Source organism: Bradyrhizobium sp. JYMT SZCCT0428, assembly GCF_018131075.1.
Classification (GTDB): domain Bacteria; phylum Pseudomonadota; class Alphaproteobacteria; order Rhizobiales; family Xanthobacteraceae; genus Bradyrhizobium.
Genome location: NZ_JAFCLS010000013.1, coordinates 51,486 through 70,093 on the forward strand (window position 1 = coordinate 51,486; position 18,608 = coordinate 70,093).

The following is an 18,608-nucleotide window of genomic DNA, read 5'->3' on the forward strand; positions in this document are numbered from 1 at the left end:
CAATCGGAACGGAGAGGGCTCTAGCGCAGCAGCACCACCGCCCAATAGGTCAGCGCCGCCACGATTCCCGAGGCCGGGATGGTGATGACCCAAGCGTAGACGATCGAACTGGCCACGTTCCAACGCACCGCCGAGACCCGGCGCGCCGCGCCGACGCCAACGATGGCGCCGGTGATGGTGTGGGTGGTGGAAACGGGAACCCCGAGCCAGGTCGCCATGAACAGGGTCGCGGCCCCGCCGGTTTCCGCGCAAAAGCCCTGCATCGGCGTCAATTTGGTGATCCGCAGGCCCATGGTGCGGACGATCCGCCAGCCGCCCATCAGCGTTCCGAGTCCCATCGCCGCCTGGCACGATATCACCACCCAGAACGGGATCGAAAATTCAGTACCGAGATGGCCCTGCGAATAGAGCAGCACCGCGATGATGCCCATGGTCTTCTGCGCGTCGTTGCCGCCATGGCCGAGCGAATACAGCGAGGCCGAGACGAATTGCAGGATGCGGAAGGCGCGGTCGACCGCAAATGGCGTCGAGCGCACCGAGAGCCAGGACACGATCGCCACCAGCACCAGCGCCAGCAGGAAGCCGACCAGCGGCGACAGCACGATTGCCAGCAGCGTCTTGGAGAGTCCGCTCCAGACCGCCGCGGACAGGCCTGCCTTGGCGATCCCGCCGCCGAGCAAGCCGCCGATCAGCGCGTGCGAACTGGACGAGGGAATGCCAAGCCCCCAGGTGATCAGGTTCCAGACGATGGCGCCGACAAGCGCGGCAAAGATCACCGTCGCATCGACGATGCTGGGCTCGATGATGCCGGTGCCGATGGTGTTGGCGACGTGAAGACCGAACACCAGAAAGGCGATGAAGTTAAAGAAGGCGGCCCAAAACACCGCATATTGCGGCCGCAATACCCGTGTCGACACGATCGTGGCGATAGAATTGGCGGCGTCATGCAATCCATTGAGGAAGTCGAACAGCAGCGCGACCGCAATCAATGCGATCAGAATTGGAAGACCAAGCGAAGCATCCACTTGTTGGCCCTGCCCTAGATTAATTGTTTGAGCATGATCTCCGCGCAAACGCGTTCCGCGTTTGTCGCGAGGGAAAACCGCGGCACACTTTTCCGGATCATGCTCATACCTGTTCGATTACGATGCTGTTGATCTCATTGGCGACGTCGTCGAAGCGGTCTGAAACCTTTTCAAGATGCTTGTAGATCTCGGCGCCCACGATGAAATCCATGGTGTTGGCGTCGCGATGCTTGAGAAACAGCTCCTTCAGCCCGATATCGTGGAGGTCGTCGATGCGACCCTCCAGCTTGCCGATCTCCTCGGTGATCGCGGTCAGCATCGCGACGTTGTCGCCGATCGATTGCATCAGCGGCAATGCGCGCCCGACCAGATTGGCGCACTCGACAATCAGCGTTCCGATTTCGCGCATCGGCGGCTCGAAGGCGCGGACCTCGAACAGAATGACGGCCTTGGCGGTCTGCTGCATCTGGTCGATGGCATCGTCCATCGAGGTGATCAGGTTTTTGATATCGCCGCGGTCGAACGGGGTGATGAAGGTGCGCCGGACCGCGGTCAGCACCTCGCGGGTGATATTGTCGGCATCGTTTTCGAACTGATTGACGCGCTGGCAGAACACCGGCGTCTCGTCGCCGCCGCGCAGCATGTCCTGCAGGGCCAGCGCCCCCTGCACGACGGTCTGGGAATGGCGGGCAAAGAGGTCGAAAAACCGCTCTTCCTTGGGCAGGAAATAGCGAAACCAGCGCAACATCGGTCTTATCCATCGTTCTGGAACGGCTGCCCGAGGCAGCCTGTCACAAAACTGTCATAGACCATTCAAAGGCAAAGCGCGCGATGACGGCCCCCGGAATAGTGGTCATCCACCGCTTTGTAGGCCGTAAAAAAGCGCCCAAACGGGCAAATTACAGCGAACGGCGGAAGAAATGCGCGATCTCGCCAATCACGCCGCGGCGGAAAGTCAGCACGCAGGCGACGAAGATGACGCCCTGGATCACCGTCACCCACTGGCCGAAACCGGCCAGATATTGCTGCATGGCGATGATCACGAAGGCGCCGACCACGGGACCGAATACGGTTCCGAGGCCGCCGACCAGCGTCATCAGCACGATTTCGCCCGACATCGTCCAGTGCACGTCAGTGAGCGAGGCGTTCTGCGCCACGAACACCTTTAGCGAGCCTGCGAAACCGGCGATCGTTCCGGAAAGGATGAAGGCCAGCAGTTTGTAGTGATCGGTCTTGTAGCCCAGCGATATCGCGCGCGGTTCGTTTTCGCGGATCGCCTTCAAGACCTCGCCGAACGGCGAGTTGATGGTGCGATAGATCAAGAGGAAACCGCCGAGGAACCCGACGAGGATGACGTAATAGAGCACCGTCGGCTTGGCGAGATTGAAGATACCGAACAGATAGCCCTGCGGGATGCCCTGGATGCCGTCCTCACCATGGGTGAACGGCGTTTGCAGGTAGATGAAATACAGAAGCTGCGACAGTGCCAGCGTGATCATCGAGAAGTAGATGCCCTGACGGCGAATGGCGACGACGCCGGTAATGACGCCAAGCCCGGCGGCACCTACGGTGCCGACCAGAATTCCAAGCTCCGGCGACAGCCCCCAGACCTTCAGCGCATGCGCGGTGAAGTAACCGGCCGTGCCCAGAAACATCGCGTGGCCGAACGACAACAGCCCGCCATAGCCGATCAGGAGGTTGAACGCGCAGGCCAGCAGCGCAAAGCACAGCGCCTGCATCACAAAGAACGGATAGATCCCGGTCAGCGGCACGATCGCAAGCAGCGCTGCCATCAGGACGAATACGATCATCTCGTCGCGCACGGCACGCGGTGACACCGGCAGTGTATCGTCAGTCAATGCGCTCATATCAGGCCGCCCGTCCGGTCAGACCCGTTGGCTTCACCAGCAACACCAGCACCATCAGGACGAAAACCACGGTGTTTGAAGCTTCGGGATAGAAATATTTGGTCAGTCCTTCGATCACGCCGAGCGAAAAGCCGGTGATGATCGATCCCATGATGGAGCCCATGCCGCCGATCACCACCACCGCGAACACGACGATGATCAGGTCGGCGCCCATCAGCGGCCGGACCTGGTTGATCGGGGCGGACAAGACGCCGGCCAGCGCCGCAAGGCCGACGCCGAGCCCGTAGGTCAGCGTGATCATCCTGGGCACGTTGATGCCGAACGCGCGCACCAGCGTCGGGTTTTCGGTCGCGGCGCGCAGATTGGCGCCAAGCCGCGTCTTTTCGATCAGGTACCAGGTGGCGAGGCAAACGATGAGCGAGAACACGACCACCCAGCCGCGGTAAATCGGCAGGAACATGAAGCCGAGGTTCATGCCGCCCTTCAGTTCATCGGGGATCGCATAGGGAAGCCCCGAGGAGCCGAAATAATTCTGGAACACGCCCTGCACGATCAACGCGATGCCGAACGTCAGCAGCAGTCCGTAGAGATGGTCGAGGCCTGAAAGCCACTGCAGCATGGTCCGTTCCAGGATCATGCCGAAGATGCCGACCACGATCGGCGCGATGATCAGCGCCGGCCAGTATCCGATGCCCGCCAGGTTGAGCAGGAAATAGGCGCAGAACGCCCCCATCATATAGAGCGCGCCATGGGCGAAATTGATGATGTTGAGCATGCCGAAGATCACGGCCAGCCCCAGACTGAGCAGCGCGTAGAACGAGCCGTTGATCAATCCCACCAAAAGCTGCGCGTAGAGAGCTTGCATCGGTTTCGCACTCGATTTCGTGTGACGCGGATTCGCGTGAAGGGAAGCCCGCCGGCACGGTGCCGGCGGGCAATCGTCTTACTTCTTTACCAGCGGACAGGCGCTTTCCGAAAGCGGCCGGAAAGCCTGGTCGCCCGGGGTGGTCCCGATCAACTTGTAATAGTCCCACGGCCCCTTGGATTCGGCCGGCTTCTTGACCTCAAACAGGTATGCCGGATGAAGCTTGCGGCCGTCGGCGCGGATGGTGCCCTTGCCGAACAGCGGGTCGTCAGTCGGCGACGCCTTCATTTTCTCGACGACCTTGATGCCGTCATGCGGATTGCCGCCCATCGCATCGACCGTCTTGAAATAGTGGATCAAGCCCGAATAGACGCCGGCCTGCACCATGGACGGCATCGCCTTGTTCTTCATGCGCTCGGAGAAGCGCTTGGAAAACGCGCGGGTGTCGTCGTTGAGATCCCAGTAGAAGGTTTCGGTGAAGTTCAGGCCCTGGGCAACCTTCAGACCGAGCGAATGAACGTCGGTAATGAAGAGCAGAAGACCGGCCAGCTTCTGGCCGCCGGCGACGATGCCGAATTCCGACGCCTGCTTGATGGTGTTGGTGGTGTCGCCGCCGGCATTGGCCATGCCGACGATCTTGGCCTTGGAAGCCTGCGCCTGCAGCAGGAACGAGGAGAAGTCCGACGAGTTCAGGGGATGCCTGACGTTGCCGATAACCTTGCCTCCCGATTTGACCACGACCGCGGCGGTATCGCGCTCCAGCGCGTGGCCGAACGCGTAGTCCGCGGTCAGGAAGTACCAGGTGTCGCCCCCCGATTTCACCAGGGCCTGGCCCGTGCTGTTCGCCAGCATGTAAGTGTCGTAAACCCAGTGGATAGTGTTCGGCGAGCACTGGGCATTGGTGAGGTCCGACGTCGCCGCGCCGGTATTGATCATGATGGCGTTCTTTTCCTTCACCAGGTTGTTGACCGCCAGCGCAACGCCGGAGTTCAGCACGTCCATGAAGATGTCGACCTTCTCGACGTCGATCCATTGGCGCGCGATAGTCGTGGCGATGTCGGGCTTGTTCTGGTGGTCGGCCGAAATCACATCGATCTTCCAGCCCTTGGCGGCAAGTCCGGAATCCTCGATCGCCATCTGCGCGGCGAGCGTGGAGCCGGCGCCGCCGAGGTCGGAATAAAGACCGGAATTATCGGTGAGGACGCCGATCTTGATGTTCTTGTCCTGAGCCAGCGCGCCGCTTGCGGCGAGGGTCAGCGCGGTGCCGAAAAGAAGTGCCGAAATTTTCTGTTTCATATTTTCTCCCTGAATTTTGCTTGCCGAACTAAACCGATCAGACGCCAAGATAAGTGTGGAGCTTGTCCATATTGGCCTGCAATTCCGAATTCGCGAACCCGTCGATGACCTTGCCGTGCTCGACGATGTAGTAGCGATCCGCCACCGTCGCGGCGAAGCGGAAATTCTGCTCGACCAGCAGAATGGTGAAACCTTCCGACTTCAGCCGCGCGATGGTGTGACCGATCTGCTGGATGATAACGGGTGCCAGGCCCTCGGTCGGCTCGTCCAGCATCAGGAACCGCGCACCGGTACGCAGGATCCGGGCGATCGCGAGCATCTGCTGCTCGCCGCCCGAAAGCTTGGTGCCCTGGCTGTTGAGGCGCTCCTTCAGGTTGGGAAACAGCTCGAAGATCTGATCGAGCGACAGGCCGCCGGGGCGCACGATCGGCGGCAGCAACAGGTTTTCCCGCACGTCGAGGCTTGCGAAAATGCCGCGCTCCTCCGGGCAAAAGGCAACGCCCATCCGTGCGATCTTGTCGGATGCGGCGCGGGTAATGTCCTGGTCGTTGAAGCGGATCGAACCGGTGCGCTTGCCGATGATTCCCATCACCGATTTCAGCGTGGTGGTTTTGCCGGCACCGTTGCGTCCGAGCAGCGTCACCACCTCCCCGGCATTCACGTTGAAATTGATGCCGTGAAGGATGTGGGACTCGCCGTACCAGGCCTCCAGGTTCTGAACCGAGAGAACCGGCGTGCCGGTCGTCTTTGTAGGGGCTTCCGCCATCTTTACTTCAGCCATGACCGGCCCCCAGATAGGCTTCCTTGACGCGCTCGTCCTTGGACAGATCGGCATAATTGCCTTCCGCCAGCACCTGACCGCGCGTCAGTACCGTGATGATATCGGAAAGGTTCGCCACCACGGAGAGATTATGTTCGACCATCAGGATCGTATGTTTCGCCGAGATGCTCTTGATCAACGCCGCGATCTTGTCGATGTCCTCGTGGCCCATGCCGGCCATCGGTTCGTCGAGCAACATCATCTCCGGATCGAGCGCCAGCGTAGTTGCGATTTCGAGCGCGCGCTTGCGCCCATAGGGCATCTCGACCGCCGGCGTGTTGGCGAACTCGCTCAAGCCCACATCATTCAACAGTTCATGGGCGCGGCCGTTGAAGCGATCGAGCACGCTCTTGGAGCGCCAGAAATCGAATGAACTGCCGTGCTGGCGCTGCAGCGCGACCCGAACGTTCTCCAGCGCCGTGAGGTGCGGAAACACCGCCGAAATCTGGAACGAACGCACCAGCCCGAGGCGGGCCACGTCGGCCGGCGCCATCGCAGTGATGTCCTGCCCCTTGTACAGAATCTGGCCCGCCGAGGGCTTCAGAAACTTGGTCAGGAGGTTGAAGCATGTCGTCTTGCCGGCGCCGTTCGGCCCGATCAACGCATGAATACTGCCGCGACGCACCTTGAGAGCAACGTCGCGAACAGCGAAGAAACCCGCGAATTCCTTGGTCAATCCGTGGGTTTCGAGAATGATCTCATCGGCCAAACAAACTTCCCCCATCAGCCCGCTGCGAAGTCCCCTCGCGCGCGGCCAATTTTTCCCTTGTCGGGCAGGTTCTCCCGGACGCCTTGGAAACCGTCCCGGACCTGCCGCCTCCGGGCGGAATATGCCGTCAACGGCACGGATTAGGCAAGGCGGAAAGCTTGGCCAGACCAAAGCATTAGTGCCGGTTCCAAATTCGCCCTTAGTCGAATTGCACGGCTCGCGCGAATGGCAGGGTGCCAGAGCGTTTTTCCGCCGTACCCGCGCACCGGAAAGCCAGCGTTAACGGTGTTTTGCTGCAATCGGGCCGTTTCATAGAATATTACCGCCCGGGGCAGATCATCTCGCGATTTAGTCAGGCAGGGATCGCGGCCGTGGATTTTGCAAGCGCCGACCCATCAATCGTCAAATCGATCAAGCAGCGCGATTTGCTGAATACCTGGCTGCGGCTTTTTGCCCGCGATCAGGCCTTGCCGCGCATGGACGAATTTCAACCGGCGCGGATGGAGGATGAACTCCCCGACCTTGTTTTCTTGGATGTCGATAGCGGCGCTCAGCCGCCGCGCCTGATAATCCAGAGCGATGGCACGCGGATGTCGAGCGCCTATGGCCACACCGGCAAGGGCCGCTATCTGGACGAGTATCTTGGCGCAAGGCTCGCACCGATCGTGATCCCGGTCTATTACGAAAGCATCGCCCGCCGCCTCCCCGCCTACACCATCGCCAATATCGACGACATCTACGGGCGAATCGTTGCCTATGAGCGGCTGCTGCTGCCGTTCTCCGACGACGGCAACGTCACCCACATCATCGCATCGCTAAAGACCATCAGCGAGGATGGCGGTTTCGAGATCAGGAATCTGATGCGCGGAAGCGACAAGCTGCCGGTGCCCAAGCTTCGCACCATCATCGACCGCGATCTTTTCCATCGCGCGCCCGGCCGCATTCCGTCTGGCGACGTGCTCGAATTCGGCTAGGGCAATGGAATTCGAAAGTGCCGATCCTTCGGTTGTGAGGTCGATCAAGCAGCGCGAGCTCCTGAATGCGTGGCTGCGTGCCGCAAGCAAACAGCAGCCTCTTCCCCTTATCGATGATTTTTGTCCGGACCGCGTCGGCGACGAACAGTCCGACATGATGGGATATGACGTCGAAGGCGACGGCGACGGCGCGCGCTTCCTGATTACCCAGGCAGGCGCCAGATTAAGCGCCACTTATGGCAGCGACCATCTCAGCCCGGCTGAGCGCATCAATCGCTACCTCGACGACGCCCTCGGGCCTGAACGGTATGCCCGCGTAATTGCCCTGTATCGCGCTTGCCTGAAGCACAGGCGGCCGGCCTATTCGATTTCAACCGTGCAGGATGCCGACGACAAGGACGTGTCCTATGAGCGGCTCCTGATGCCGTTCGGTCGTGGCGATGCCGTCGAACAGATCGTCGGCTCCTACAAGAGCATCAGCATTGAGGGCGGCTTCAAGATCAACAATCTGATGGGACTGAGGCCAAAAGCCGTTCCTGTCATCCTGGTCCGGGCAATCATCGATCGCGACTTTGTGCCTCATCAGCCGAGCCGACAACTGTCCGACGCAGTGGTCGAGCTCGACTAACGCCTTTTCGAACGAAGCATCCCGTCGGACTTGATCTGGGGTGAGCACCGGTTCGCGTAATGAAAACGCGTCAAACCAGGAATCTAGGCCTTGCGCTTGCCCTTCGACGCCACTTCCTTGGCGTAAATATCCGGCTTGAACCCGACCAGCAATTTGCCGCCGAGATCCAGCACGGGCCGCTTGATCATCGAGGGCTGCGCCAGCATCAGCGCCAGCGCCTTGCGCTCGTTCAGCCCTTCTTTGTCGCTATCCGGCAACTTGCGGAAGGTCGTGCCGGCGCGGTTGAGCAGGGTTTCCCAACCGAGTTCATCGGACCATTGCATGAGCTTGTCCTTGGCGATGCCCGCAGTCTTGTAGTCGTGAAAATCGTACCCGACGCCGTGGCTGTCGAGCCAAGTGCGGGCCTTCTTCATCGTGTCGCAATTCTTGATGCCGTAGATGGTGATGGGCATTTCAATACATTCCGGATTGGCGCCATTCGCTCCTGGCGGAGCGTCCGCAGGTTTTTATACAATGCAGATCAGCGAATCCATCATAGACTGACGTGTCACCCACAGGTGAGGCCCCGCATGGAATTCACCCTTTTGTTTCTGGCAGCAAGCGTCGCAATGCTGGTTGCCTGGCGCGGTTCACGCGCGCTTGCGCTCGGCCTGTACGCCGCGACGATGATCGCCTGCGTCGCGACCTATCTGCACCATGCGACCGATACGCTGAAACTGTCGTTCTGAACCGCGCATGACCCAGACCCGCGCCATCACCCTGAATGCGCTCAGCCTCTACGCCGTCGCGCTGGTACTGGCGGCGGCGTTCGCGGCGCAACTGCTGCTGCACGAACTGCCCTGCCCGCTGTGCTTGCTGCAACGCATCCTGTTCGCGATGCTGGCGATCGGCCCGATCCTGAACATCCGCTTCGGGCCGCGCCCCAGCCACTACGCGTTGTCGCTATTGGCAGCGGTTGCCGGCGCTGTGGCCTCGACGCGGCAGGTGCTGCTGCACATCATGCCGGGAGACGCGGGCTACGGTTCGGCCTTGCTCGGCTATCATTATTACACTTGGGCCCTGATCGGCTTCATCGCCGCCATCGTGCTGCTCGCGGCGGTGCTGCTGTTCGACCGGCAGTTCAAAGATGATGGCGGGGTATTGCCGCCGACCGGCGGCCTGTTCGCGCAGGCCGCCGTATGGCTCGTGATCGCCCTGACGGCGGCGAACGTGGTGACGACGCTTTTGGAATGCGGCTTTGGGGCATGCGCCGACAACCCGGTTGTATATGAATTGCTCAAACGGGGAGTGTAGCGGTTTGCCGAACCAGAATCGCCGCCATCAGGATCAGTTCTTGGCGTAAGACTCCAGGTACTCGGCTGATGGTGGAATCGGCGTGATCACATCGATCAATACGCCGTTGGGATCTTCAGTGATGAAGTGCCGCTGACCAAAGGGCTCATCGCGGAGCGGAAGCAGGATAGGCAGCCCGGCTGCACGAAGCCTGCCATAGACCTCATCGACGTCTTGAACTTCAAAATTGATCAGAACACCGCGCGCAGAGCCGCGCGCTTTTGCGGGGATCGTGTCGTGATCGCCTGCCAGGATCGCCAGGGCAACGTTCTCTTGCACTTTCGATTGCAGATGGACGTACCAGTCCGCCTCGAACGCCGGCTCGAAACCAAAGTGGCTTCGATAAAATGCCGAGGTCGCGGCGACATTGTCGACCATCAGTACCGGATAATAGCTCGTGATCTGCATCCTTGTTCTCCGCGGCTAAAAAACATACAGTCTGTATGCAAACATAAACATACAGGCTGCATGCATGCAAATGACAAAAGGACGCAGGAGCAACATCGACCGCAGCGCGACCACTCGTGGGAGAGTGCTTGAAGCGGCCAAAACACTTTTTATCGCAAGGGGATATGCGGCAACCGGAACGCCCGAGATTGCCAAGCAAGCGGGAGTGACCCGGGGTGCGCTCTACCATCACTTCGAGGACAAAAGGGCACTCTATCTCGCCCTGGTCGAGGCTGAGTCCGCCGCTGTTGCCGCCGAGATCGAGGACGCTGCTTCGCCTGCAGACGCTCCGATGCACATGCTCCATACAGGAGCTTCAGCGTACTTGCGCGCGATGCAGAAGGAGGGACGAACACGTCTGATCCTAATCGAGGCGCCCGCCGTTCTGGGTTTCGAAACCGTGGACGCCATCGATGCCAAACATGGCCGCCGAACTTTGTTGAATGGTCTGGAAGCGGCGATGCGCCCCTCGCCTGAAATCTCGCTCATCGCGGTGGCCGATATCCTCTCTGCGGCTTTCGACCGGGCGGCTATCGCCATCGCTGCAGGCGGCAACTTTTCCGACTACGACATGGCGCTGAAGCAACTGATGGATGGCCTTGTCGCCGAGAGATTGACTTCGACCGGCCATCGGCCCGCGTGAAAGGCATTTCACTCGAAGGCTGTCGAGCGGTGTTAACCGCCCGCTTTTGGCAAGCGCGTTGCGAAACATCCAGTTGCTTACGGCCGCTTTGGAATGTTCAGGCCGCGCTCCACGGCAGGCCGCGCGAGACCACGCTCCAGCCATGCCGGCACGTGTTTAAAACTATCGAACGCGACGAGTTCGCGCGCACCATAGAAACCGATCAGGTTGCGCACCCAGCCGAGCATCGAAATATCGGCGATGGTATATTCATCGTCCATCACCCACTGCCGGCCGCCCAGATGGGTCTCAAGCACGTCGAGCAGGCGCTTGGACTCCGCGACATAACGCTCGAGCGGCCGCTTGTCGGGAAACTCCTTGCCGGCGAATTTATGGAAGAAGCCGACCTGGCCGAACATCGGCCCGATCCCGCCCATCTGGAAGTGCACCCACTGAATGGTCTGCCAACGGCGCGCGGCGTCCGCCGGCAGCAGCTTGCCGGTCTTCTCCGCGAGGTATTGCAGGATCGCGCCTGACTCGAACAGGCCGAGCGGCTTGCCGCCGGGGCCGTCGGGATCGAGGATTGCCGGGATTTTTCCGTTCGGATTCAGAGAGAGGAATTCCGGCGTTTTCTGGTCGTCCTTGCCAAAGTCGACGAGATGCACTTCGTAAGGCAGCCCGATCTCTTCGAGCATGATCGAGATCTTGACGCCGTTCGGTGTCGGGAGCGAATAAAGCTGAAGGCGGTCCGGATGTTTGGCGGGCCAGCGTTTTGTAATTGGGAAGGCGGAAAGATCGGACATTGAAACTCGTTCTTTTCGTGGTTGTTGTTGCGCCGGTAATGTACGAACGTTGCCGCGCATAACAAGGGTCGGCATCGCCAATGACGGATCGTGCAACAGCTGAGAAACTCGGCATGACCGACGCGGAGCTCGCGGTTCACCCGACCGTGTTCGCGGCCGATGCGCTGAAAAACCAGGTCGTGCTTGTGTCCGGCGGCGCCGGCGGCATCGGGCGGGCGATCGTCTGGCTGTTTGCGCGGCTCGGCGCGCATGTCGCAGTGGCCGGGCGCGATCAAGGCAAGCTCGATGCGCTTGTCGCCGAAATGGACGGTCGCGGCCTGAGAGCCTCGGCGCATCTCGCCGACATCAGGGAGCCCGATGCGGTCAACGCCCTGTTCGACGCCGTCTGGTCCGCCCACGGCCGCCTCGATATTCTCGTCAACAGCGCCGGCGGGCAGTTCCCGCAAGCCGCGATCGACTTTTCCGTGAAGGGCTGGAACACGGTCATCAACACCAACCTCAACGGCACCTGGTACATGATGCAGGCCGCCGCCCAGCGCTGGCGCGACCGCAAGCATCCGGGCAGCATCGTCAACATCGTGGTCGTCACCACACATGGCCTCTACGGCATCGCGCATTCAATCGCGGCGCGAGCCGGCGTGATCGGGCTTTCTCGCGCCGTTGCGGTCGAATGGGCGCCGCTGAACATCCGCGTCAATTGCGTGGCGCCCGGCGCGATCGAGACCGAGGGCTGGAACGTCTACACGCCGGAAGCCCGCGCCGCCTATCCTCGCTCGAACCCGATGATGCGCGCGGGCTCGCCGTGGGACATCGCGGAAGCCAGCGTCTACCTCGCCGCCCCATCCGGCAAATTCGTCACCGGCGAAACACTGACGGTCGACGGCGGCGGTCAGCTCTGGGGTGAGACCTGGACCACGGGCAAGCCGGATTATTTCGGCGGCGCGAAGTAAAGGCGGGATCGCGAAGCCGACATGCCCCGCTATCGCCTTGCCATTTTCGATTTCGACGGCACGCTCGCCGACTCGCTTCCCTGGTTTCGAACCGTTTTTCAGGACCTGATCGAGAAGTTTGATCTCGCGCCCGTCAGCGCCGAGGAACTGGAGGGATTGCGCGGACGGTCGGCCCGCGAAATCATCGCCCGCCTCAACATGCCGATGTGGAAGCTGCCGGCCATCTCGCGCGACATGCGGCGGCGCAAGTTTGCGGCCGCAAACCAGATATCGCTGTTCGACGGCGTCCCGCAATTGCTGGCCGACCTGCGGAGCATCAGCATCCACACCGCAATCGTCAGCTCCGACAGCGAAGCATCGGTACGCCAGGTCCTGGGTCCTTCCGCGGCGCTGATCTCGCGCTTCGACTGCGGCGCCTCGCTCTTCGGCAAGCATCACAAATTCAAGCGCGTTGCGCGGCAGCTCGGAACGAGTCCTTCCGAAGTCCTCTGCATTGGCGACGAACTCCGCGATATCGAAGCCGCCAGGGCCGCCGGGATGGATGCAGGCGCGGTCGCCTGGGGCTACGCCCTGCCCGTCGCGCTGCAGGCATCCGGGCCGACGCATTTCTTCCATACGTTCGACGAGCTCAAACAAAAGCTCACGATCGCCTGATTGAACGGTCACGCCTTTTTCTGCAACACCGTCACATGCAGGCGACGACGGATCTCCATGCCCTGCCTTTGATAGAGCGCGATCGCTGAGGTGTTGCTGGTAAACACATGCAGGAACGGAATCTCGCCTCGATCAACGATTCCGCGAGCGACGGCGCCGAGCAGCGCTTGCGCATAGCCACGGCCGCGGTGATCCGGGTGCACGCAGACCGCCGTCATCTCGGTGTAATTGCCGGGCTTCATGCGCTCGCCGGTCATCGCGACGAGCTGGCCATCGACCCTGATGCCGAGGAACGTTCCAAGTTCATGCGTTCGCGTGCTGAAGGGGCCGGGTTTTGTCAACTCGACCAGCGCGATCATCTCGGGCACGTCGGCTACGCCGAGCGTGACGATCTCGACGCCCGGAAGTGAGCTTTCCCTGGGAGTGCCGATCATCTGCTCACCAGTATCGGCGAGCAGCGTCTTGAATTGATCCGGCGCGGTCACCGCGTCTGACGTAAACAGCACGGCGATTTCCGATCCGGACATCAGCGCGCCAAGGGCGGCAAAACTTCCGGGCGACATGTCGACCATGTCCGCGAACGGCGCGATCGTCAGCGGGAAGCGGCGCGCCACGGCGCCACCTTCCGCCAGCGCCTGCTGCCGGGTCATCAATGCGTTCCAGATCGGGCGGTCGAGCGGATGGGTCATGGTTCTGCCGACACAAGTCCGCTCAAAGCACGCAGCCATAATGCGCCGACGACACCAGCCGGATGTATTTGTCGTGCACCGAGCCGCGCCGCACCCGCCCCGCGTCAGGCGCTTTCCAGTCGGCCATCCGCCGGGCGATCTCCTCGGGCGGCACGTCGAGGGTGACGGTGCGCGCGCCGGGATCGATCACGATGATATCGCCGTCGCGGACCGCCGCGATCGGCCCGCCACGCGCCGCTTCCGGCGAGACATGGCCGATCAGGATGCCATGCGAGACGCCGGAGAAGCGCCCGTCGGTAATGAGCGCGACATCCTCACCGAGGCCTTGCCCCTGCAACTGGATGGTCAGCATCACCATTTCGGGCATGCCCGGTCCGCCGACCGGACCGACATTGCGCACCACGATCACATTGCCGGCCACGATCTCGCCGGCGCGGATCGCAGCCATCGTGGCGGCCTCGGATTCGAACACCCGCGCCGTGCCGCGAAATTGTCCGTTGTCGAGCGCCTTGCCCGACAGCTTGAGCAGGCAGCTTTCCGGCGCGAGATTGCCCTTCAGCACGCTGATGTGGTTGTTCGGCGGCGCGACGGGACTAGCCACCGGCGAAACGATCTTCTGCGGACCGATCTGCTCCAGCGTCGGCACATCAGCGAGATTTTCCGCCAGCGTCTTGCCGGTCACCGTCATGACGTCGCCATGCAGCAGGCCGTTACGCAGCAACTCCTTCATCACGATGGGCACGCCGCCGATCGCATGCAGGCTTCCCATTGCAAAGGGTCCATGCGGCTGCAGGTCGGCCAGCAGCGGCACCCGCTCGCCGACCGCCTGGATGCGCTCGATGCCGACCGGAACCTGGGCCTCGCGCGCGACCGCGAGCAAGTGCAGATACATGTTGGTCGAACCGCCCATCGCGTAGACGGTGGTGATCGCATTCTCGAACGCGCGCTCAGTCATGATGTCGCGCGGCCGGATGCCGGCCTCGATCAGCCGGTACAGCGCGTCGACCGAGGCACGGGCCTGCGCGCGGACGTCGGCATGGATATCGCTGCCGGCGTGGTAGTCGGCCGGATGCGAGGCGCCGCGCGGCAGCATCATGCCGATCGCTTCCGCAATCGTGCTCATCGTATTGGCGGTGAACATCGCGCCGCAGGTGCCGCTGCCGGGCATCACGTTGCGCTCGATCTCGATCAGCTCTTCCGACGAGATGCGGCCGGAATCGTTGGCCGCGCGCGCCTCCGCGTAATCCATGATGGTCAGATTGTTGCCCTTGGCGGCCCACGCCCCGAACGACACCCGCCCCGGCGAGCTGGTGCCGGGATAGAGCACGAGCCCGAACGCGTTGGTCCGCGCCAGCGGCATCAGCGCAGCAGCCCCGGTCTTGTCGCAGCCGGAGATCACGATCATGGCGTCGCCATGGTGCGCGTAGTGGCCGATCTCGAAGCAATCGGCGACGACGTCACGCGACGCCAGGCTGTAGCCTGCCGTCGGCGTGCCCTGCGTCAGCGCGTCCGACACCGCAGGCGCCCCCACGATCAGCCCCTGCCCGCCTCGTTCAGCGAGAAGTTCGACGAGCAAATCCGTGATCGTACGTACGCGGTTGTTGCAGCGATGCGCATTCGTATAGGCGCTCGCAATCGTCACAACCGCGCTGGTCTTCGCGGCGCGATCCGGTTCGAAGCCGGCGGCACGCAGTTCGACGCGGGCTTTCTTCCAGTAGGTGCTGCTGTCTTCAACCATTATTGTTTATTTGCCCCTTGCATGCTGATCAAACGCGCCGAGCACGGCGAGCGTCAACGCCGTGACACCGGTTTGAATGGTCGGTTTCGGCACCGGTGCGAACAGCGGTGAATGATTGCCAGGCAGCGGCGTCCCGGCCTTGTTTGCCGCCATCCACCGCTCCGGCTCGTAGACGCCGATATTGAACATCATCGACGGCACACCGGCTCCGGCGAATTCGGAAAAATCCTCGCTGGTCGTGTTCGCGGGCGTCAGCCTCAGCTTTTCGCCGAACGCCGCCTTCAGCACCTTCTCGGCGGTCGCGACCACGGCAGGATCGTTGATCACGGCCTTGGTACCCTCCGCGATCCTGACCTCCGGTGGCGGCGCGTCCGACATCTCCGCGGCGGCCTTCGCCACCCGTTCGATACCCGCCACTAATTTGTTGCGCACCGCAGGCTTGAAGGTGCGGATCGTCCCCAGCAGCGTCGCCTCGTCCGGGATGATATTCCCGACCGTGCCGCTATGAATCGACCCAATGGTGACGACTGCGAATTCGGTCGGATCCTTTTCGCGGCTGATCACGCTCTGCACATCGACGATGAAGCGCGCGGCCATCATCACGGGATCGATGGTCAGCTGCGGCATCGCACCGTGACCTCCGCGGCCACGGAACTTGACATAGAGGCCGTCGACAGTGGATGAGCCGACGCCGACGCGATAGTTGACATTGCCGTAGGGAACGCCGCCGGCATGCAGCGCAAAGGCGAAATCGGGCTTCGGAAATCGCGTGAACAGGCCGTCGTCCAGCATGGCCTTCGCGCCCTGCACGATTTCCTCGGCGGGCTGCGCAATGAACATCAAGGTGCCCTTCCACTGATCCTTCATACCTACCAGTGTCTTGGCCGTGCCGACCCAGTTCGCCATGTGGATGTCATGGCCGCAGCTATGCGCGATGAACGTCTCGCGGCCGTTCCAGGTGGTCTTTTCACGGCTCGCATAGTCGAGGCCGGTCTTCTCCTCCATCGGCAGCGCATCGAGCTCGGTGCGCACAAGAATGGTGGGGCCGTCACCATTCTTGTACATCGCGACCAGCCCGGTCCTGCCGACCTTCTCGGTGACCTCAAAACCAAGTGCGCGCATCTCGGCGGCGAGTTTTGCCGCGGTCTTTACCTCCTGAAAGGCGAGTTCAGGATGGGCATGCAGGTCCTTGTAGAGCGCATCGAGCTTTGGATAGTCGGCTTCGAACGATTTTTCGATCGCGGCCTTGAGCGCGGGAACGTCCAACTCGGCATGCGCGGGCCAGAGCGTAAATGCGCAGAGCGCCGATGACACGAGCAATGACCTGGCAAAGTGCTTCATGACGGTGACGCTCCCTTGTTTCCCCGGTGTTGCTCTTATCGGCAGCTTGGACGACGGCCGCTTGGGAGTCTACCCGGTTTTCCCGTCGTCAAAGCTCACGATCACGGCAGCGTTGGCGATCAGGATAGGATCGTTGCCCAGATCGGACGGGATCTCGAGCCCGCCCGCGATCGCCTTCACGGTCTTGGTGCCATAGGGCAATTCCTTGGCGACCGCCGCGGTATCCACTGCCTCGGGGTTCGGCACGGCGATGGTGACATCGACGTACATATCGTTGGCGGTCTTGCCCAGCATCCGGAAGAAGCCGAGGCTGGAGTGGCGGATCGCGTCCGAGACCGCGCGCTTCGCGGCCTTGGTGGCGTCGCGGCCATGAACATCAACGCCCATACCCATTTCGGTAATACAGCGCACGCGTGCCATCAGGTTCTTGCTTTCGTTGGAGTGCGGGGGGATCAGTCTCGGCGCAGAGTTTCGCGCCGTGGCGGTCCGAAGGCAAGTGGCCGACTGAAAGCGACGAAGCAACCCGCTCTTTCTTGAAGCGGCGAGACGCGCAAACCGATCACCGGCGATCCCTGAGCTTCCGAACAGCCGTCGTCAGTCGATCGATTTCGTCCTCGGTATTGTAATAATGCGGCGAGGCGCGCACGATCGAAGGCAATGCACGCCGCTTCGCGTCGAGCAGCGTGCTCGCTGGGTCCGACGTGCTGACATTGATTCCCGCGCCGGCCAGATGCCTCTTCACGGCATCGGCCTCAAAACCAGGGACGGAGAATGTCACGATCGCCGCCGGATGCGGTCCGAGGTCATGGATCGTCACGCCGGGAATCTGGCCAAGCCCGGTGCGCAGCCGGCCGGCCAGGGTGCGGCAACGCGCGGCGATCGGCTCGATTCCGATCGCTTGCGCGTAGTCCACCGCGACACCCAGCCCTAATCTTGCGGCGTAGTTGTTCTCCCAGGTCTCGAAGCGACGGGCGTCGGCCCGCAGCTGGTAGCGATCGGGCGCCACCCACGGCGCGCCGAAATGGTCGATCATCGGTGGCTCGAGCTTGCCGAGCAGTTCGCGGCGCACGTACAGGAATCCGGTCCCGCGCGGACCGCGCAAGAACTTGCGTCCCGTCGCCGAAAGCATGTCGCAGCCAAGCGCCGCTACGTCGACCGGCATCTGTCCAACGGCCTGACACGCGTCGAGCAGATAGGGAATCCCGTGCGCCCGTGCGATACGGCCGACGTCAGCCGCGGGATTCACCAGGCCCCCATTGGTGGGCACCCAGGTGATCGCGATCAGACGCACGCGATCGTCGAGCATCCGCTCCAGCGCTTGCGCATCCAGCACGCCGCTTGCGTCATCAGGGATGATCTCGATCACCGCTCCCGTGCGCTTGGCGACCTGCAGAAACGCAACGTAGTTCGCCGCGTATTCGGCCCGCGCGGTCAGGATGCGATCGCCGGCGCGCAGCAGCAGGGCGTAAAAGGCCATTTGCCACGCCACGGTGGCATTTTCGGTCAGCGCAATCTCATCCCTGGCGGCGCCGATCAGACCGGCAACGCTGTCGTAAACGCCGTCAAGGCGTGCTGCAGCCTCTGCGGCCGCCTCGTAGCCCCCGATCTCGGCCTCTCGCCTGAGGTAGTCTGTCATCGCCTGCAGCACCGGCAAGGGCATCAGGCCGGCGCCGGCATTGTTGAGGTGGACACGGTTCACAACACCGGGCGTCTCAGCGCGAAGACGTTCAAGATCAATGGACATGAGCAATCCGGTTTCAGACGAACTGAGGAAGCCTATCAGACCAGCTGCCCCCGGAGGGGTGGATTGGGCATTGTGAAAAAAAGAAACAGACCGTGTCGGAATC

General features: G+C 61.9%; 22 protein-coding genes. 7 read left to right on the plus strand and 15 right to left on the minus strand.

The window, feature by feature from the left end; genetic code table 11:
- Positions 1 to 20: 20 nt before the first annotated feature.
- The 7 genes from JQ575_RS15215 to JQ575_RS15245 all read right to left on the minus strand — a co-directional run bounded on the left by JQ575_RS15215 (position 21) and on the right by JQ575_RS15245 (position 6,583).
- Positions 21 to 1,025, minus strand: coding sequence for an inorganic phosphate transporter (locus JQ575_RS15215; protein ID WP_192739601.1), 1,005 nt, complete (start codon positions 1,023 to 1,025; stop codon positions 21 to 23).
- A gap of 103 nt (positions 1,026 to 1,128) precedes the next feature.
- Positions 1,129 to 1,773, minus strand: a complete 645-nt coding sequence (locus tag JQ575_RS15220) for a DUF47 domain-containing protein (protein WP_192739602.1) — start codon at positions 1,771 to 1,773, stop codon at positions 1,129 to 1,131.
- 151 nt (positions 1,774 to 1,924) lie between these two features.
- Positions 1,925 to 2,893 carry a branched-chain amino acid ABC transporter permease gene (locus tag JQ575_RS15225; protein WP_212034056.1) on the minus strand — a complete coding sequence of 323 codons (969 nt, stop codon included), beginning with the start codon at positions 2,891 to 2,893 and terminating at the stop codon, positions 1,925 to 1,927.
- A 1-nt stretch (position 2,894) separates the two neighbouring features.
- A complete protein-coding gene (locus JQ575_RS15230; protein WP_192739604.1) occupies positions 2,895 to 3,758 on the minus strand; it encodes a branched-chain amino acid ABC transporter permease in 864 nt (287 codons plus the stop codon).
- Between the two features lie 78 nt (positions 3,759 to 3,836).
- On the minus strand, positions 3,837 to 5,054 hold the full coding sequence (locus JQ575_RS15235; RefSeq protein ID WP_212034057.1) for an ABC transporter substrate-binding protein: 1,218 nt from the start codon (positions 5,052 to 5,054) through the stop codon (positions 3,837 to 3,839).
- A gap of 37 nt (positions 5,055 to 5,091) precedes the next feature.
- Positions 5,092 to 5,835, minus strand: a complete 744-nt coding sequence (locus JQ575_RS15240; RefSeq protein ID WP_212034058.1) for an ABC transporter ATP-binding protein — start codon at positions 5,833 to 5,835, stop codon at positions 5,092 to 5,094.
- A complete protein-coding gene (locus JQ575_RS15245; protein ID WP_212034059.1) occupies positions 5,828 to 6,583 on the minus strand; it encodes an ABC transporter ATP-binding protein in 756 nt (251 codons plus the stop codon). Before JQ575_RS15245 ends, JQ575_RS15240 begins: the two co-directional genes overlap by 8 nt.
- 371 nt (positions 6,584 to 6,954) lie before the next feature.
- Between JQ575_RS15245 and JQ575_RS15250 the strand changes: the two genes are divergently transcribed.
- Together JQ575_RS15250 and JQ575_RS15255 are read left to right on the plus strand one after the other, a co-directional pair.
- Positions 6,955 to 7,557: a PAS domain-containing protein gene (locus JQ575_RS15250; protein WP_212034060.1), complete on the plus strand. Its 603-nt coding sequence runs from the start codon at positions 6,955 to 6,957 to the stop codon at positions 7,555 to 7,557.
- Positions 7,558 to 7,561: 4 nt separating this feature from the next.
- Positions 7,562 to 8,185, plus strand: coding sequence for a hypothetical protein (locus JQ575_RS15255; RefSeq protein WP_212034061.1), 624 nt, complete (start codon positions 7,562 to 7,564; stop codon positions 8,183 to 8,185).
- An 83-nt stretch (positions 8,186 to 8,268) separates the two neighbouring features.
- On the opposite strand, the gene JQ575_RS15260 is transcribed toward JQ575_RS15255, so the two are convergent.
- Positions 8,269 to 8,637: an ArsC family reductase gene (locus tag JQ575_RS15260; RefSeq protein ID WP_212034062.1), complete on the minus strand. Its 369-nt coding sequence runs from the start codon at positions 8,635 to 8,637 to the stop codon at positions 8,269 to 8,271.
- Positions 8,638 to 8,754: 117 nt separating this feature from the next.
- On the opposite strand from JQ575_RS15260, the gene JQ575_RS15265 reads away from it, so the two are divergent.
- Positions 8,755 to 8,913: a DUF5993 family protein gene (locus JQ575_RS15265; RefSeq protein ID WP_212034063.1), complete on the plus strand. Its 159-nt coding sequence runs from the start codon at positions 8,755 to 8,757 to the stop codon at positions 8,911 to 8,913.
- Between the two features lie 7 nt (positions 8,914 to 8,920).
- Positions 8,921 to 9,478, plus strand: a complete 558-nt coding sequence (locus tag JQ575_RS15270) for a disulfide bond formation protein B (RefSeq protein ID WP_212034064.1) — start codon at positions 8,921 to 8,923, stop codon at positions 9,476 to 9,478.
- Between the two features lie 33 nt (positions 9,479 to 9,511).
- Here the strand turns inward: JQ575_RS15270 and JQ575_RS15275 are convergent, their stop codons facing one another.
- Positions 9,512 to 9,925, minus strand: coding sequence for a VOC family protein (locus tag JQ575_RS15275; RefSeq protein WP_212034065.1), 414 nt, complete (start codon positions 9,923 to 9,925; stop codon positions 9,512 to 9,514).
- 64 nt (positions 9,926 to 9,989) lie between these two features.
- Between JQ575_RS15275 and JQ575_RS15280 the strand changes: the two genes are divergently transcribed.
- Complete coding sequence (locus tag JQ575_RS15280) at positions 9,990 to 10,607, plus strand: TetR/AcrR family transcriptional regulator (protein WP_212034066.1); 618 nt, start codon at positions 9,990 to 9,992, stop codon at positions 10,605 to 10,607.
- Between the two features lie 77 nt (positions 10,608 to 10,684).
- Here JQ575_RS15280 and JQ575_RS15285 read toward each other — a convergent pair whose 3' ends face one another.
- On the minus strand, positions 10,685 to 11,389 hold the full coding sequence (locus tag JQ575_RS15285) for a glutathione S-transferase N-terminal domain-containing protein (protein ID WP_212034067.1): 705 nt from the start codon (positions 11,387 to 11,389) through the stop codon (positions 10,685 to 10,687).
- 113 nt (positions 11,390 to 11,502) lie between these two features.
- Between JQ575_RS15285 and JQ575_RS15290 the strand changes: the two genes are divergently transcribed.
- Together JQ575_RS15290 and JQ575_RS15295 are read left to right on the plus strand one after the other, a co-directional pair.
- Positions 11,503 to 12,339 carry an SDR family oxidoreductase gene (locus JQ575_RS15290; protein ID WP_249166665.1) on the plus strand — a complete coding sequence of 279 codons (837 nt, stop codon included), beginning with the start codon at positions 11,503 to 11,505 and terminating at the stop codon, positions 12,337 to 12,339.
- Positions 12,340 to 12,360: 21 nt separating this feature from the next.
- Positions 12,361 to 12,993: an HAD hydrolase-like protein gene (locus JQ575_RS15295; RefSeq protein WP_212034069.1), complete on the plus strand. Its 633-nt coding sequence runs from the start codon at positions 12,361 to 12,363 to the stop codon at positions 12,991 to 12,993.
- Positions 12,994 to 13,001: 8 nt separating this feature from the next.
- Here the strand turns inward: JQ575_RS15295 and JQ575_RS15300 are convergent, their stop codons facing one another.
- From JQ575_RS15300 to JQ575_RS15320, 5 genes are all read right to left on the minus strand, one after another.
- Positions 13,002 to 13,682: a GNAT family N-acetyltransferase gene (locus tag JQ575_RS15300; RefSeq protein WP_212034070.1), complete on the minus strand. Its 681-nt coding sequence runs from the start codon at positions 13,680 to 13,682 to the stop codon at positions 13,002 to 13,004.
- Between the two features lie 22 nt (positions 13,683 to 13,704).
- Positions 13,705 to 15,420, minus strand: coding sequence for a dihydroxy-acid dehydratase (locus tag JQ575_RS15305; protein WP_212034071.1), 1,716 nt, complete (start codon positions 15,418 to 15,420; stop codon positions 13,705 to 13,707).
- A gap of 6 nt (positions 15,421 to 15,426) precedes the next feature.
- The gene (locus JQ575_RS15310; protein ID WP_212034072.1) at positions 15,427 to 16,761 is read right to left on the minus strand and encodes an amidohydrolase; all 1,335 of its coding nucleotides are present in this window, start codon (positions 16,759 to 16,761) and stop codon (positions 15,427 to 15,429) included.
- A 69-nt stretch (positions 16,762 to 16,830) separates the two neighbouring features.
- Positions 16,831 to 17,181, minus strand: a complete 351-nt coding sequence (locus JQ575_RS15315) for a Lin0512 family protein (RefSeq protein WP_192739734.1) — start codon at positions 17,179 to 17,181, stop codon at positions 16,831 to 16,833.
- A 139-nt stretch (positions 17,182 to 17,320) separates the two neighbouring features.
- Positions 17,321 to 18,505: an aminotransferase class V-fold PLP-dependent enzyme gene (locus tag JQ575_RS15320; RefSeq protein WP_212034194.1), complete on the minus strand. Its 1,185-nt coding sequence runs from the start codon at positions 18,503 to 18,505 to the stop codon at positions 17,321 to 17,323.
- Positions 18,506 to 18,608 lie beyond the last annotated feature (103 nt).

What these genes read in the sequence shown, in the direction of transcription:
- JQ575_RS15220 (WP_192739602.1), bottom strand. Translation starts at nt 1,773, where the DNA reads ATGTTGCGCTGGTTTCGCTATTTCCTGCCCAAGGAAGAGCGGTTTTTC.
- JQ575_RS15290 (WP_249166665.1), top strand. Translation starts at nt 11,503, where the DNA reads ATGACCGACGCGGAGCTCGCGGTTCACCCGACCGTGTTCGCGGCCGAT.
- JQ575_RS15305 (WP_212034071.1), bottom strand. Translation starts at nt 15,420, where the DNA reads ATGGTTGAAGACAGCAGCACCTACTGGAAGAAAGCCCGCGTCGAACTG.
- JQ575_RS15300 (WP_212034070.1), bottom strand. Translation starts at nt 13,682, where the DNA reads ATGACCCATCCGCTCGACCGCCCGATCTGGAACGCATTGATGACCCGG.
- JQ575_RS15240 (WP_212034058.1), bottom strand. Translation starts at nt 5,835, where the DNA reads ATGGCTGAAGTAAAGATGGCGGAAGCCCCTACAAAGACGACCGGCACG.
- JQ575_RS15265 (WP_212034063.1), top strand. Translation starts at nt 8,755, where the DNA reads ATGGAATTCACCCTTTTGTTTCTGGCAGCAAGCGTCGCAATGCTGGTT.
- JQ575_RS15270 (WP_212034064.1), top strand. Translation starts at nt 8,921, where the DNA reads ATGACCCAGACCCGCGCCATCACCCTGAATGCGCTCAGCCTCTACGCC.
- JQ575_RS15225 (WP_212034056.1), bottom strand. Translation starts at nt 2,893, where the DNA reads ATGAGCGCATTGACTGACGATACACTGCCGGTGTCACCGCGTGCCGTG.
- JQ575_RS15310 (WP_212034072.1), bottom strand. Translation starts at nt 16,761, where the DNA reads ATGAAGCACTTTGCCAGGTCATTGCTCGTGTCATCGGCGCTCTGCGCA.
- JQ575_RS15315 (WP_192739734.1), bottom strand. Translation starts at nt 17,181, where the DNA reads ATGGCACGCGTGCGCTGTATTACCGAAATGGGTATGGGCGTTGATGTT.
- JQ575_RS15280 (WP_212034066.1), top strand. Translation starts at nt 9,990, where the DNA reads ATGCAAATGACAAAAGGACGCAGGAGCAACATCGACCGCAGCGCGACC.
- JQ575_RS15285 (WP_212034067.1), bottom strand. Translation starts at nt 11,389, where the DNA reads ATGTCCGATCTTTCCGCCTTCCCAATTACAAAACGCTGGCCCGCCAAA.
- JQ575_RS15295 (WP_212034069.1), top strand. Translation starts at nt 12,361, where the DNA reads ATGCCCCGCTATCGCCTTGCCATTTTCGATTTCGACGGCACGCTCGCC.
- JQ575_RS15255 (WP_212034061.1), top strand. Translation starts at nt 7,562, where the DNA reads ATGGAATTCGAAAGTGCCGATCCTTCGGTTGTGAGGTCGATCAAGCAG.
- JQ575_RS15260 (WP_212034062.1), bottom strand. Translation starts at nt 8,637, where the DNA reads ATGCCCATCACCATCTACGGCATCAAGAATTGCGACACGATGAAGAAG.
- JQ575_RS15235 (WP_212034057.1), bottom strand. Translation starts at nt 5,054, where the DNA reads ATGAAACAGAAAATTTCGGCACTTCTTTTCGGCACCGCGCTGACCCTC.
- JQ575_RS15320 (WP_212034194.1), bottom strand. Translation starts at nt 18,505, where the DNA reads ATGTCCATTGATCTTGAACGTCTTCGCGCTGAGACGCCCGGTGTTGTG.
- JQ575_RS15275 (WP_212034065.1), bottom strand. Translation starts at nt 9,925, where the DNA reads ATGCAGATCACGAGCTATTATCCGGTACTGATGGTCGACAATGTCGCC.
- JQ575_RS15230 (WP_192739604.1), bottom strand. Translation starts at nt 3,758, where the DNA reads ATGCAAGCTCTCTACGCGCAGCTTTTGGTGGGATTGATCAACGGCTCG.